Source organism: Exiguobacterium sp. EA-TM-5 (assembly GCF_053878415.1).
Genome location: NZ_CM132670.1, coordinates 1,239,064 through 1,253,464 on the forward strand (window position 1 = coordinate 1,239,064; position 14,401 = coordinate 1,253,464).

A 14,401-nucleotide genomic window follows, 5' to 3' on the forward strand; every position below is an offset into this window, starting at 1 on the left:
AGATTTACAGGCTTTCCTGGCGTTTTCACTTTTAGAATACTCGTGAAACAGGTAAAGTGAAGTTAGAAGAAGAAATGAGGTGCACGTACGTGATTACATTCTTGGATTATTATCAAAATCAAGTGGAGTTAAGTTTTGATGACCATCCGTTCTCGGATCGTCCCTTGCACGTATGGGTCATTGCCGTGTACGAAGGAAAATGGTTGCTGACCCATCATAAGCAGCGTGGTTATGAATTTCCTGGTGGGAAGGTTGAACCGGGTGAGACGGCGGAAGAAGCCGCACGTCGTGAAGTAATGGAAGAGACCGGTGGGAAAATTGATTCCCTATCATATGTCGGACAATATCGTGTTGCCGGAAAAGGCGATACGATCATCAAAAACATTTATTTCGCGCAAATTGGATCGCTTTCGTCTCATCTTGCCGTGGATGAAACCGATGGTGCTTTTCTGTTCGAGGAACTTCCTGACCGTCTCGATACGAATCGACAATACAGCTTCATGATGAAGGACCGTGTCCTTCCGGAGACACTCCGTGTACTTAGCGAACGCCGATTGGTTTGAACTTCCGCGTCAAGGTCCGTTTCGGACGTTTCGGATGTTCTATACGACGGCAGACGGGGAACGAGTCGGTGCCTATATCGTACTTCCACAAGTCGCAAACGGACAGGGGATTCTCTACTTGCGTGGTGGCACGCGTTCGATTGGAATGGTCCGACCGACACGATTACTCGCGTTCGCACAGGCCGGCTTTTTTGTCATGGCACCTTTCTATCGAGGGAACTTAGGAGGGACGGGCAAAGAAGACTTCGGATACCATGATGTTGAGGACGCATGTAGCGCCTTTGATTGGTTGCAGCAACGTGTCTCGCATGTGCACGCATTCGGTTTTTCTCGTGGTGGACAGATGGCATTGCTACTGGCGCATCACCGTCCGGTTGCCCGTACGGTATCGTGGGCAGGAGTAACCGAGTTGACATGGACCTATGAAGAGCAGAAGACGATGCAAAAGATGTTGCGCCGCTATACGGGAGGTACACCAGACACCGTTCCTGAGGCATACGAGGTGCGTTCACCGCTCCGTGTCCCTCCGCAAGGTGAGGTACTGTTGATTCACGGTGCATATGACGAGAACGTTCGTTTACGACACGCAACGGCTTATGCTGCGCGTCATCCCATGCAGACAACACTTCAGACCTACGCTTATGCGCATCAATTCCCGATTCATGAAAAATTACGTGTGACGCAGAATGTGTTGAGGTGGTTTGAGAGTGGTATATGGAATCCCAATAAAAGCTGATATTTCAAGCAGTACGACGGACGTCGTGCTGTTTTTTTTGTACTACGGAAAATAGAAAGGAATTAAAAAAAGAACATTGATATGTTGTAAAAAACAATAATCTCCTAAAAAGTAAACTTTGATATAATAGATACCATCTGAGAATAATAGAGGGGGCAGGAGAACGATGGATATCTTATTAGCACGTCAACCCATCGTTAATCGAGTAGGTTCGATTGATGCATTTGAACTATTATATCGATCGATTGAACAAATAAGCGTGTTCGATGGTGATCTAGCGACGATGGATGTGTTGACGAATACACTCGTTCATATGGGGGTTGATCATGTAGCAGAAGGTAAGAAGCTATTTGTCAATTTCACGGCAGACCTGTTGAAAAGTGATTTGATTCATTACCTAGATCCGGAACGATTCGTAATTGAAATTTTGGAAACTGTTGAGATCGATACGGAAATTTTATCTGTTCTCCACGATTGGAAGGAAGCAGGCTTTACGTTAGCACTCGATGATTTTGTGACGGATTTACTTCGACAACATGGAGCGGAATTGTTTGCGTTGATCGATTTAATCAAAATCGACATCGAGGCAATTTCCCCTCGCGAGCAAAGCGCTATTCTGCATATCGTCCGCCGTAATTATCCTCACATCCGAATGCTTGCCGAGCGTGTCGAAACACACGAAGATCATACACGTTGCCTCGACATGGGATATGACTGGTTTCAGGGCTATTTTTATGCGAAACCGATGCTGATGAAGGGAAAAGCCGTCCCACCACAACTACCGGTTTTGTTAAAAATGTTGAAATGGCTTGATACGGATGAAAAGTACGATGAGGTTGTTGATGAGATTGAAGCTAATCCATATATTAGTATTCAAGTGCTTCAACTAATTAACTCTCCAGGAATGGGCTTACGTAATACTGTCAGTTCCGTTCGTCAAGCTATCTCACTACTCGGCTTCTCGCAACTCAAAAGTTGGATTTCGTTGATTGTTTTACGGGAGATGAAGCTTGCCAGTCCCTATGAATGGTCAAATGAGTTATTACGATCCTCTTTACACTGTGCGAAGCTCTGTGAACTATTTGCAAGGGAAACACGAACGCTAAAGCCAGAGAGTGCTTACATGATTGGTTTGTTGTCACACATCGATGCGTTATTGTCTGTTGATATCGACGACATCATCGATCAATTGCCAATTGAAGATTCTCTGAAAATCGTTTTACAAGGGAAAGACCATCCATTTCGAGATTGTTTAGTGCTCGCGATTAGTGCGGATCGTGGTGATTTTGATCAATTCGAACTGCTTAGTCAGCGTTTACATGTATCGCTTCCACGAGCCTATGCGCTATTGACGGAAAGTCAGGAGTGGCTCATGCAAAGAGAAAAACATATTCAAGAAGAATCGGATTCAATCATATAACTAAAAAAAGAACCTGAAGGCTCTTTTCTAAACATAATACAACGTGTGATCATTCTCTTGATTGAGTAGGATTACACGTTTTTGTTCGTCTCGTAGCGTCTGATAGGAAGAATTTCTGAGGATCAAGAAATGACTAAAAAATCTGAGCCCGATATTTTCGGACTCAGATTTACTAACAAAATGATTCAGGATCTAACTTTTTGGTATAACTCAGAAATCTCGATTTTATAGACGTGGACCAGCTGACTTAATCGCATCCGTCGCACTTTCGAAACGAAGGAAGTTATGTTGGAATTTTTCAGCAAGCGAACGTGCTTGTGTGTTGTACTCGTCGGAGTTTGACCAGACGCGTACAGGGTTGAGTAATTCACTTGGAACACCTGGAACTTCAAGAGGCATATGAAGTCCGAAGATTGGGTGTTCTTCAGTCGGAATCGTTGCAAGCGTGCCATTGACAGCAGCATTGACCATCGTGCGTGTATACGATAGTTTCATTCGACTGCCTGTTCCATAAGCACCACCTGTCCAGCCAGTGTTGACGAGATAGACGGTAACACCGTGACGATCAATCAATTCCCCAAGCATCGTTGCATATTTTTCAGGCATGAGTGGAAGGAACGGTGAACCGAAGCACGTCGAGAATGTTGCTTCTGGCTCCGTGACACCACGTTCTGTCCCAGCGAGTTTTGATGTATAACCTGAGAGGAAGTGATACATCGCTTGTTCTTTCGTCAATTTACTGATCGGAGGCAAGACACCGTACGCATCAGCCGTCAAGAAGACGATTGTCTTTGGATGACCAGCGCGTGATGGAACAGCGATGTTATCGATCGCCGTGATCGGATAAGCGGCACGTGTATTTTCCGTCAACGATGTGTCATCGTAATCAGGATGACGGGCTTCATCGAGCACGACGTTTTCAAGGACTGTTCCGAAGCGGATCGCGTCAAAGATTTGTGGTTCTTTTTCACGCGACAGGTTAACCGTCTTCGCATAACACCCACCTTCGATGTTGAAGACGCCATCGTGTGACCAACCATGCTCATCGTCACCAATCAATTGGCGGCTATCATCAGCGGAAAGGGTGGTCTTACCAGTACCGGATAGACCGAAGAACAAAGCGACGTCTCCTTCGTGTCCAACGTTTGCCGAACAGTGCATCGAAAGAACGTTCTCTTGTGGTAAGAGGTAGTTCATGACGGAAAAGATTGATTTTTTGATTTCGCCGGCATACTCCGTTCCACCGATCAAGACGATCCGGTGTTCGAACGACATCGCGATGAACGTCTCAGAGTTCGTTCCATCAACGGCAGGATCTGCCTTGAAATGTGGTGCGTAGACGACCGTAAACGGTTCGAAGGCAGCCACTTCAGGATATTCGCGTAAAAAGAGTTGTTTGGCAAAGAGGTTATGCCAAGCGTATTGTGTGAGCACACGAACCGGAAGGGTGAAGTGCGTATCTGCACCAGCAGCAGCTTCTGTGTAGTAGAGCTGATCGGCTTCGTTCATGTAACGAAGAACCTTTTGTAACAATTGTTCAAATTTATCTCCATCCATTGGTTGGTTAACATGACCCCAATCAATGTGAGACTCGCAGGAAGAATCACGGACGATGAACTTATCTTTTGGTGAACGACCTGTAAATTTCCCCGTTTCTACAGATAATGCGCCGTTCTCAGCAAGGACACCTTCTTCGTTTCGAATCGCATGTTCGACAAGTTCAGCAACAGATAGTTGTTTGAACACATGCTCTTTCTTGAGTAGTTCTTCGATATTCAGGACCGTCATCGGCATCCTGACCCCACCTTTCCCCTACGTTGGTTTTGGCTCACTGCATTTAGTATGACACATTCATTATATATGACATACTAAAGAGAGAGCAATCATTTTCTGATGCTGATTTCTATTTATCTGGAAACGCTTTCAGCATTAACAGTTTAACATCTCTTACAAAAAGTTTCGACTAGAATTTGAAACCTTGCTTGACAGAGTAGGTACAACTTTATATCATGTAATTCGTAACGGATACTCTTATTCTGAGCAGGTGGAGGGAACAAGGCCCGAAGAAACCCGGCAACCGTCCTACATTAATTCATATATTAATGAGGGAAAAGGTGCTCTCCTGAAGCGAAGTAAACACTTCGAACGATAAGAGGGTAAAGGAAGAACGCACAACCTTTCCCTGACCATTTTTTGGACTTGGAAAGGTTTTTTTCATTTTACCGTCCCACTCAACTAGGGGAAATGAGTACACCGTCAAATTCTTTTTTGGGAGGGTCATACATGACAAACCTTAATCGCCGACTATTCACGTCGGAGTCAGTCACTGAAGGTCATCCAGATAAAATCTGTGACCAAATTTCGGATTCAATTCTCGATGCAATCCTCGCAGCGGATCCAAACGCACGTGTTGCAGCAGAAACTTCTGTTACAACAGGTCTCGTTCTCGTTGCAGGTGAGATCACGACATCAACTTACGTCGACATTCCAAAAGTCGTTCGTGAAACGATTCGTGAAATCGGCTACACACGCGCGAAATATGGTTTCGACGCAGATACGTGTGCTGTATTGACATCAATCGATGAGCAATCAGCAGACATCGCTCTTGGTGTCGACCAAGCGCTTGAAGCACGTGAAGGTAGCATGTCTGATGCAGAAATCGATGCAATCGGTGCAGGAGACCAAGGTCTCATGTTCGGTTATGCAACGAAAGAAACACCCGAACTCATGCCACTTCCAATCTCACTTTCGCACCGTCTCGCACGCCGTTTGGCAGAAGTGCGTAAAAACGGTCAACTCGACTACCTTCGTCCGGACGGAAAAACACAAGTCACGGTCGAATACAACGAGAACAACGAGCCGGTTCGTGTCGATACGATCGTCATCTCGACACAACACGCGGAAGAAGTCACGCTTGAGCAAATCCAAGCTGACTTGAAAGAACACGTCATCACACCAGTCATCCCGGCTGAATACATCGACGCAGCAACGAAATTCTTCATCAACCCAACTGGTCGTTTCGTCATCGGCGGACCACAAGGAGATGCTGGATTAACGGGTCGTAAGATCATCGTTGATACGTATGGTGGATACGCACGCCACGGCGGTGGAGCATTCTCTGGTAAAGATCCAACAAAAGTCGACCGTTCAGCTGCATACGCAGCACGTTACGTCGCGAAGAACCTCGTTGCTGCAGGTCTTGCAGACAAAGCAGAAGTTCAACTCGCATACGCAATCGGTGTCGCACACCCAGTATCAATCGCGGTTGATACATTCGGCACAGGAAAACTTCCTGAAGCACAACTCGTCGAATTGATTGCTGAAAACTTCGATCTTCGTCCGGCTGGAATCATCAACATGCTTGATCTCCGTCGTCCGATCTATCGTCAAACAGCTGCATACGGTCACTTCGGTCGTACAGATGTTGAGCTTCCATGGGAGCAAACAGATAAAGCGGCAGTTCTTGAAGAACAAGCAAAACGCTTCGCATAAGCAATACGTCCGGAAATCCTTAAAGGGTTTCCGGACTTTTTTGTTTCCACGGAACTTTGCAGGAGACGAATGTTTTTTCTAGAAGAGGGTAAAAGTACATGAGTCAATCCGTACGAATAAAAAGGGGGGTTCCGATTATGGAAATACGCGAAGCAATTCCAGCTGATGCAGGACGTATTCATGATATCGCCATCACATCTTGGTTGGATACGTATGAAGAAATCTATTCTGAACGCTCGAAAGCTCATTTCGTGCAGGAAGCGTATCCGCAAGAGGAGGTTGTTCGTGCGATCCGGACGGCGGAAGAAGCACGGGGAGAGTATTTTTATGTCGGAATCATCGATGAGGAAGTCGTCGGATTCATTCATGCTGTTGATGTCGAGGGAACATGGGAAATCATTCGTCTATACGTTTTGCCAAAATATCAGCAAAACGGGATCGGAAGACGTCTGATTCGTGAACTCGAACGACAAGGAGCTGTCCCACTCGAAGTTTACGTGGAGGCACGTAATTATAAAGCACGTCAGTTCTTGACCTCATTCGGTTTTGAGGAATTGAGCGAGATGACAGAAGAAGTGTTTGGTCAAGCAGAGTCTGTCATTCGACTTCGCCATATTGCGTCGTGAAATCCGTCTTGGGACGGTTTCGTGTGCGTCTGAAATAAGGTATCGTGAAAAGGAAGTATGAATTGAAGAGGTGAGTTTGTGGTTGAACAACCAACAGGAATCATCGTATTAATCTATCCATTGCAATTACGTGCTCGTCCGAGTGAAGCCTTGATTCGTGTGCTCGAACGAGAGTATGAAGTGTTACTCGTCGACGCACCACGTCGCATCTCGTTTGAAGAGCATGGTCAACTATTGAAAGAAGCATTACGCGAAGCCGGGAAACGAAAGCTACCGATTCATATCGTTGCTTGTAGCATGGGCGCACTCGTCGTCAATCGTCTTCTACAAGAATATGAATTACCGGTCGCAAGCCTTGCATTCATTTCACCGTTGTTTGATTGGCATCCGTCAAAACAACTTGGGGGTGTCAAACAAGTTTTCGCGAGTGCATTTGATCGTTTCCGTCCTGATGCGCCACTCGGTACATTGCCGTTTGGTCAAAGTACGGAAGATACCGTTCGGATTGGTGAGTTGACGTATGCACAATATCGAGAAATCGAAGAGGAAATCGTCGTACATGATGAGGAGCGAAAAAAATTACCTCGTGTCAACTTAGCATGTTTTTATGCACCGGACGATCAGTTCGCAGACGTCAAGTTGACGCTCGAAGTATGTCGGAAAATGGGTGGCGATCAGATTTACTTACAGCGCCTACATGGTTTTCCGCATTTCAGCTTCGAACGATTGAATACACGATTTGCAGAAAAATTGTTGCTGTTCTTTAAATTAGTCGAAGAGTGAAAAAAGTGATGGTTTCCATAGTGGAAGCCATCACTTTTTTCATTTCTACTGTCAGCGCATTTTTTTCTCAATCGCGATGATGAACGGTGGATGATTCTGTTGATTCAAGAAGCGGTACTGAAGGACAGCGTAATCTTGCTGATCAAGAGCCGTCACGTAATCAAGCACAGCGTCGCGCTCTCGTTTTCCTTCAAGGTGACCATGATAGACGACGAGGACGACAAGACCACCAGGAGCAAGGACCGGGAGGAGAGCATCGAGCGCTTCAAGCGTCTCTTCACCTGTCGTCGTGATCGACTTATCGCTTCCGGGAAGATATCCGAGATTGAAGACACCAGCACGAACCGGACGTTGTTCGTCTGATAAACGGGCACCGACATGGATGTGACTCTCGTGATAAAGATCGACGCGTTCTAACATTCCAGCTTCGTCGAGACGACGTGTCGATTCCTCGATGGCTTGTGCTTGAACATCGAACGCAAGGACTCGACCTTCTGGGCCGACGCATTCTGCTAAGAATTGTGTGTCATGCCCATTTCCAGCAGTCATGTCGACGACACAGTCTCCGGGTTCGATGACGGACTCAAGCAATTGTTTGGTATAAGGTAGTACACGGGCAAGTGGCATGGCATAGACTCCTGTTCCTATGGTCTGTTTTTCTCTTTAATAAATGATTATCGTGTGTATGATTCCTCTTGCATTATACCATCTTTTGAATCATTGACGAAAAGTGAAGTGGCTTGACAGAGAGGGGACGGATTGCGTAAAGTGGCAAGGTTGAGAATGAAATAGGAGGACCACAGGTATGCCAAAATTACCAAAAGCGGTCTGGATCCTCGTCCTTGCGATGGCCATCAATACGACGGGATCCTCTTTTTTATGGCCGTTTAATACATTATATATTCATGAATATTTAGGGGAGTCGATGACAAAAGCAGGGATGGCGTTGTTCGTCAACTCGGCACTCGCAATCGTCGGAAACTACTTAGGTGGAAAGGCGTTTGACCGCCTCGGTGGTAAAAAAACGCTCGTTATCAGTGTCATCGGACTTGTCTTGTCTTCCGTCGGTTTATTGCTGTTTCATCAGACGTATGTCGGATACGTCGCGATGCTTGGTCTAATCGGATTTGTCGGTGGGATGGTCTTCCCGACGATTTATGCGATGACAGGTGTCATTTGGCCAGAAGGTGGACGCCGTGCCTTTAACGCGATCTATGTCGCGCAAAACGTCGGTGTAGCCCTTGGGACGGCTGTCAGTGGTCAAATTGCTGCCTTCTCGATTCAATACATCTTCATTGCTAACCTCGTACTGTACATCGCGTTTGCAATCATTTTGTTCATCGGCTTGTCCTGGATTCAGGCACCGGCACGGATGCATACAACGCATGACGAGACCGAAACGACACGGACACCACTCGCACGCGGTGCAGCGCGAACGATGTTGCTCGTCTCGATTGGTTATGCCTTACTTTGGTTCGTGTATGTACAATGGCAAGGTACATTTGCTGTGCATACGAAATCACTCGGTGTCACGATTTCCGAGTATTCGATTCTTTGGACGATCAATGGAGCACTCATCGTCTTTGCACAGCCACTTCTCACCCCGATCTTGCGGTGGTTTGGTGACGATTTGAAACGACAACTGATGACTGGTACAGGGATTTTCCTGTTATCGTACCTGATTGTTCCGTTCGCCGGAGGATTCAAGATGTTTCTCGTCGCGATGATCATCCTGACGATTGGTGAAATGTTCATCTGGCCAGCTGTCCCAGCCATGGCTGCGCGACTTGCACCAATCGGAAAAGAAGGAGAGTTCCAAGGATACGTCAATATCGCTGCTTCAGCGGGGCGGATGATCAGTCCGACCGTTGGAGGATTAATCTACGATTTATCCGGTATGTCAGCGGTCTTCTTGACGTTGATTGGATTGATTCTCTTAGCAGGTGTGGTCTTCCTTCGTGCCATTCCTAAAATTACATCGTAAGGGTCATTTAATAGACAGCGGATCAATATCCGCTGTCTATTTTGTTACATCATTCATTCGCAAATTATAAAACAAACATTTATTAATATGGAATATTTCGGTAGGGAAACGGGTACTTTTTAATCAAGGATCTGAAAAAGAAAGGTCATGTGAACGTTGCTTCTTTTTGACTGGAGGTGCACGAATGGAAAGGTGTCAATTCATCACAGATGCCACAACTTGGACGACAAAGGTACAGCAACAGCCGCTTGATATCTTCTACAGTCACCAATACGTCACGCTCAACGCTAGACCGTCTGAACAAGCGGTGTTATTCCTTTATAAGGGTTATGCAGGAACACTGTTTTATCCCTTTTTAAAACGTCGTATTTTTGATACAGCCTATTCAGATCTCATTACGCCTTATGGCTACGGTGGACCTGAAGTCGTCGGTCACTTGACTACATCTGAGATTCAGCAAGCACGTTTATTGTTTGAAAAGTGGACGGAAAAAGAGGCAATCGTTTCGGAAATGATTCGCTTTAATCCGTTGACGGGCAATGAGAGACTGATGCAGGACTGGACAAAAGTTTCCTTCATCCGTCATACGACGAGCATTGATTTACGCCCCTCGCTAGAAGAAATCATGCAGACGTTCCATAAGAAAACGAGAAGCATGATTCGGAAGTCACTCGCTTCACCGTTAACAATTAGAACAGGAACAAAAGAAGATTTACCTACTTTTTTAGCGTTGTATCATGAAACGATGGACCGGAAGAACGCTTCAGCTCATTACTATTTTACTGCAAGTTATTTTGAACAATTGTTTGAGGTGAACCCACTCTGTGAGCCATTACTATTGATTGCAGAACTCGATGGCGAACCGATTGGTGGATATTTCGTATTGCTTGGAAACGAATATGCCCATGGTCATTTGATTGGCTGTAAGCGAGACGAAGCAAAGATATTTCCAAATCAGCGGCTTGAGTATGAAGCGATTCTTCACGCAAAAGCGCGTGGTCTTGTCGAACAACATCTCGGGGGTGGATATCAAGAACAGGATAGTCTCTTTGAGAGTAAATGTCGTTATACTGGATATCGCCTATTTGAGTATCATCAAGGAAAATCCATTCTTCAGCCAGCCATATACGATCAGTTATGTGTACGATTCGGATCAGGAGCCGATTCTGATTATTTTCCAGCTTACCGACAAACGAGTGTCCAGATGGCGACAAGTTAAAATGTAAATAAAGGAAGAAGGCAAAACGGCTACATCGTGTAGTCGTTTTTTTGATATGCTGATATCAGAAAAGTGACTAAAGGGGGATGTGTCATGAAAAAACGCGGTTTGATTTTTGATATGGACGGTGTGATTTTAGATAGTGAAATTCGTTACTTCGAGGTCCATCAGCAGATGTTTAAAACGTTATCGATTCCACTCGACCCAGTTCAGTATGCGACGTTCATGGGAAAAACAGGTGATGAGATGTGGGAAGAACTCGTCACTGAACATCAGCTAAAAGAAACAGCCAGTACGTTACTTGAAGAAGAACATCGGTTATTTCAAATTCATGCAAAACCAGAAGAGTGTGGATTAAAAGAAGGGGTCAAACGAGTCATCGAACAAGCTGTGAATCTTGGTTACGATATCGGTATCGCCTCCTCAAGTTCGCTTCAAAAAATCGAACGTGTCATCCGTCATTATGAGCTTCCGATCACACACTATGTTAGCGGGGAAGAGGTCGTCCGTTCCAAACCCGATCCTGCAATTTTTCGACTCGCAGCATCACGAATTGGACATCCGCCTGAGAATTGTCTCGTCATTGAAGATGCTGCGAACGGAATGATCGGTGCGAAGGCAGCGGGAATGGAAGTCATTGCGCTCCTCGATGACCGGATGCCGATGCAACGCCTAGAACAAGCGGATCATGTAGCGCAATCGCATGCAGAAATCGAGGAAATTTTACGGAAGCGTTGACGCTTGAGGAAGAAACAGATTACACTAGGAAAAGATAGTCAAATGCATGGAACTGAAGTAGTAGGGGAAAGGTGCCGTCAAGAGAGCTGGTGGAAGGTGCGAACCAGTCGGTAGCAACCGTGAACTCGTCAGGGAGCACGATTCGTGAAGTCGTAGTAGCGAATCCGGTCTTTCACACCGTTATCCGTGAATCAAGCGGTCTGTCATAGACAGACAACGTGGGTGGTACCGCGGAAGCCAAACCGGTCTTTCGTCCCTTTTCTTAGGGGCGGAAGACCGGTTTTTTTAGATTAGAGGAGGAAAAGACATGCCGTACAATCATCGCGAAATCGAACCAAAATGGCAGGCGCGTTGGGATCAAGACAACGCCTTCGTCACGACAGAAGATCCAGAAAAAGAAGGGTTTTATGCCCTCGATATGTTCCCGTATCCGTCAGGTGCTGGACTCCACGTTGGTCACCCAGAAGGTTACACAGCAACGGATATCCTCGCACGAATGAAACGGATGCAAGGATATAACGTCCTTCACCCGATGGGATGGGATGCGTTCGGATTACCGGCAGAGCAATATGCCCTCGATACAGGGAACGACCCACGCGAATTCACAGCTCAAAACATTGAGACATTCAAACGTCAGCTAAAAGAACTTGGATTCTCATATGACTGGGATCGCGAAATCAACACGACAGATCCGAAATATTATAAATGGACACAATGGATCTTTACGAAATTATACGAAAAAGGACTTGCATTCGTCGACGAAGTCGCAGTCAACTGGTGCCCAGCACTTGGAACGGTTCTTGCGAACGAAGAAGTCATCGACGGATTATCCGAACGCGGAAATCATCCAGTCGTTCGTGTTCCGATGCGTCAATGGGTCTTAAAAATCACGAAATATGCGGATCGTCTTCTTGATGATCTCGATGATCTCGATTGGCCGGACTCTGTTAAAGAGATGCAACGGAACTGGATCGGGAAATCAGAAGGTGCTGAAATTGATTTCACGATTGACGGACATAAAAAACAAGTCACGGTCTTTACGACGCGTCCGGATACAATCTTTGGTGCGACGTACCTCGTGCTTGCGCCAGAGCATCCATTCGTTGCTGACATCACGACAGCTGATCATCAGGAAGCAGTCGATGCGTACATCGCGCAAGTCCAAACGAAATCTGATCTTGAGCGGACAGATTTAGCGAAGGAAAAAACAGGCGTCTTCACAGGTGCTTTCGCTGTCAATCCGATTTCAGGCGATCGTCTTCCAATCTGGATTGCTGATTACGTCCTTGCATCTTACGGAACAGGTGCGATCATGGCTGTTCCAGGACATGATGAGCGTGACCACGAATTCGCGAAGCAGTTCGACTTACCAATCGTTGAAGTCGTCGCAGGTGGAAACGTTGATGAAGCGGCTTACACGGGAGAGGGCGAACACGTCAATTCACACATGCTCGATGGGCTCGGAAAACAAGAAGCAATCGAGACGATGATTGCTGAACTCGAAACGAACCAAGTCGGTCGTAAAAAAATCACGTATCGCCTCCGTGACTGGCTATTCAGTCGTCAACGGTATTGGGGTGAGCCGATTCCGGTCGTTCATATGGAAGATGGTTCAATGAAAACGCTCAGTCAAGAGGAATTACCGCTTGAACTTCCAATCATTCCGGAAATCAAACCGTCTGGTACTGGGGAATCACCACTTGCGCTTGCGGAAGATTGGTTGGATTATACGGATCCTGAAACAGGGATGAAAGGGCGTCGCGAGACGAACACGATGCCACAATGGGGCGGAAGCTGCTGGTACTACCTTCGTTTCATCGATCCACACAATGAAGAAGCGATTGCAGACCCAGAAAAATTAAAATACTGGCTCCCAGTTGACATTTATATCGGTGGGGCAGAACACGCTGTTCTCCACTTGTTGTATGCACGCTTCTGGCATAAAGTCTTGTATGATGCAGGTGTCGTGCCAACAAAAGAGCCATTCCAAAAATTATACAACCAAGGAATGATTCTTGGAGAAAATAACGAGAAAATGTCGAAATCACGCGGTAACGTCATCAATCCGGATGAAATCGTCAAGTCACATGGTGCCGATACATTGCGTCTTTACGAAATGTTCATGGGACCACTGGATGCATCGGTTTCTTGGTCTGAAAATGGTCTTGATGGGGCGCGTCGTTTCCTTGACCGCGTCTGGCGTTTGTTTGAACGGACAGCGGACATTCAAGACGTCACGGAAGTCGATGCTGACTTCGAACGGACATATCATCAGACTGTCAAGAAGGTCACGGAAGACTTCGCGAACATTCAGTTCAATACCGGAATTTCACAACTCATGGTCTTCGTCAATGAAGCTAACAAACAGCCAGTCCTTCCGCGTCACTTCCTTCGTGGATTCGTCCAATTGTTAACACCGGTCGCACCACACCTTGGTGAAGAACTGTGGGAACAGCTTGGATTTGAAGAGACATTGACGTATGCGGCATGGCCAACATTCGATGAATCGAAACTCGTCAGCGATACAATGGAATTCGTTATTCAAGTGAACGGAAAAGTTCGCTCGAAAATCGAAATCAACATCGATGCGACAAAAGAAGAAATCGAAGCACTTGCGTTTGCTGATGAAAAAACACAAGAATGGATCGGCGATAAGACAGTTCGTAAAGTCATCGTCGTACCGAAAAAATTGATCAATATCGTGGCAAACTAAGCCATAACCCCTTTCATTCGCATGACGCGTATGGAAGGGGTTTCTTCATTTCCGTCGCAAGTCCGCTTTTTTTTTGAACGTCCTTCTGCTACACTGAATCAGAAACCGAGAAAGAAAGGCGATTACC

The 14,401-nt window shown here is 46.1% G+C and carries 12 protein-coding genes, 1 riboswitch and 1 other annotated feature; of the genes, 10 read left to right on the forward strand and 2 right to left on the reverse strand.

The features are described 5' to 3' along the window. The first annotated feature begins 89 nt into the window (after positions 1 to 89). The 3 genes from ytkD (at position 90) to ACV3PA_RS06415 (ending at position 2,719) form a co-directional block, all read left to right on the forward strand. On the forward strand, positions 90 to 563 hold the full coding sequence (gene ytkD, locus ACV3PA_RS06405) for an RNA deprotection pyrophosphohydrolase (RefSeq protein ID WP_047393467.1): 474 nt from the start codon (positions 90 to 92) through the stop codon (positions 561 to 563). Further along, complete coding sequence (locus tag ACV3PA_RS06410) at positions 535 to 1,299, forward strand: alpha/beta hydrolase family protein (protein ID WP_053454097.1); 765 nt, start codon at positions 535 to 537, stop codon at positions 1,297 to 1,299. The genes ytkD and ACV3PA_RS06410 overlap by 29 nt, the downstream gene beginning before the upstream one ends. A 166-nt stretch (positions 1,300 to 1,465) precedes the next feature. Beyond that, positions 1,466 to 2,719, forward strand: coding sequence for an EAL and HDOD domain-containing protein (locus ACV3PA_RS06415; protein WP_053454096.1), 1,254 nt, complete (start codon positions 1,466 to 1,468; stop codon positions 2,717 to 2,719). Positions 2,720 to 2,944: 225 nt separating this feature from the next. Here the strand turns inward: ACV3PA_RS06415 and pckA are convergent, their stop codons facing one another. Next, a complete protein-coding gene (gene pckA / locus ACV3PA_RS06420) occupies positions 2,945 to 4,513 on the reverse strand; it encodes a phosphoenolpyruvate carboxykinase (ATP) (protein WP_200904901.1) in 1,569 nt (522 codons plus the stop codon). 234 nt (positions 4,514 to 4,747) lie between these two features. After that, a riboswitch (SAM riboswitch) is annotated at positions 4,748 to 4,874 on the forward strand. A gap of 128 nt (positions 4,875 to 5,002) precedes the next feature. On the opposite strand from pckA, the gene metK reads away from it, so the two are divergent. The 3 genes from metK to ACV3PA_RS06435 all read left to right on the forward strand — a co-directional run bounded on the left by metK (position 5,003) and on the right by ACV3PA_RS06435 (position 7,620). Further along, the gene (metK, locus tag ACV3PA_RS06425) at positions 5,003 to 6,211 is read left to right on the forward strand and encodes a methionine adenosyltransferase (RefSeq protein WP_053454095.1); all 1,209 of its coding nucleotides are present in this window, start codon (positions 5,003 to 5,005) and stop codon (positions 6,209 to 6,211) included. 137 nt (positions 6,212 to 6,348) lie between these two features. After that, positions 6,349 to 6,837, forward strand: coding sequence for a GNAT family N-acetyltransferase (locus ACV3PA_RS06430; RefSeq protein WP_053454094.1), 489 nt, complete (start codon positions 6,349 to 6,351; stop codon positions 6,835 to 6,837). A gap of 78 nt (positions 6,838 to 6,915) precedes the next feature. Further along, on the forward strand, positions 6,916 to 7,620 hold the full coding sequence (locus ACV3PA_RS06435) for a serine aminopeptidase domain-containing protein (RefSeq protein ID WP_053454093.1): 705 nt from the start codon (positions 6,916 to 6,918) through the stop codon (positions 7,618 to 7,620). A gap of 51 nt (positions 7,621 to 7,671) precedes the next feature. Here the strand turns inward: ACV3PA_RS06435 and ACV3PA_RS06440 are convergent, their stop codons facing one another. Then, complete coding sequence (locus tag ACV3PA_RS06440) at positions 7,672 to 8,247, reverse strand: tRNA 5-(aminomethyl)-2-thiouridylate-methyltransferase MnmM (RefSeq protein WP_053454092.1); 576 nt, start codon at positions 8,245 to 8,247, stop codon at positions 7,672 to 7,674. 178 nt (positions 8,248 to 8,425) lie between these two features. On the opposite strand from ACV3PA_RS06440, the gene ACV3PA_RS06445 reads away from it, so the two are divergent. The 4 genes from ACV3PA_RS06445 (at position 8,426) to leuS (ending at position 14,274) form a co-directional block, all read left to right on the forward strand. Continuing rightward, positions 8,426 to 9,604 carry an MDR family MFS transporter gene (locus ACV3PA_RS06445; RefSeq protein WP_238237643.1) on the forward strand — a complete coding sequence of 393 codons (1,179 nt, stop codon included), beginning with the start codon at positions 8,426 to 8,428 and terminating at the stop codon, positions 9,602 to 9,604. A 184-nt stretch (positions 9,605 to 9,788) separates the two neighbouring features. Further along, on the forward strand, positions 9,789 to 10,823 hold the full coding sequence (locus ACV3PA_RS06450) for a GNAT family N-acetyltransferase (RefSeq protein ID WP_456125853.1): 1,035 nt from the start codon (positions 9,789 to 9,791) through the stop codon (positions 10,821 to 10,823). Between the two features lie 93 nt (positions 10,824 to 10,916). Then, positions 10,917 to 11,561: an HAD family hydrolase gene (locus tag ACV3PA_RS06455; protein ID WP_053454089.1), complete on the forward strand. Its 645-nt coding sequence runs from the start codon at positions 10,917 to 10,919 to the stop codon at positions 11,559 to 11,561. A gap of 38 nt (positions 11,562 to 11,599) precedes the next feature. Continuing rightward, positions 11,600 to 11,822, forward strand: a binding site (T-box leader). Positions 11,823 to 11,868: 46 nt separating this feature from the next. Next, on the forward strand, positions 11,869 to 14,274 hold the full coding sequence (gene leuS / locus ACV3PA_RS06460) for a leucine--tRNA ligase (protein ID WP_456125854.1): 2,406 nt from the start codon (positions 11,869 to 11,871) through the stop codon (positions 14,272 to 14,274). Positions 14,275 to 14,401: the final 127 nt, after the last annotated feature.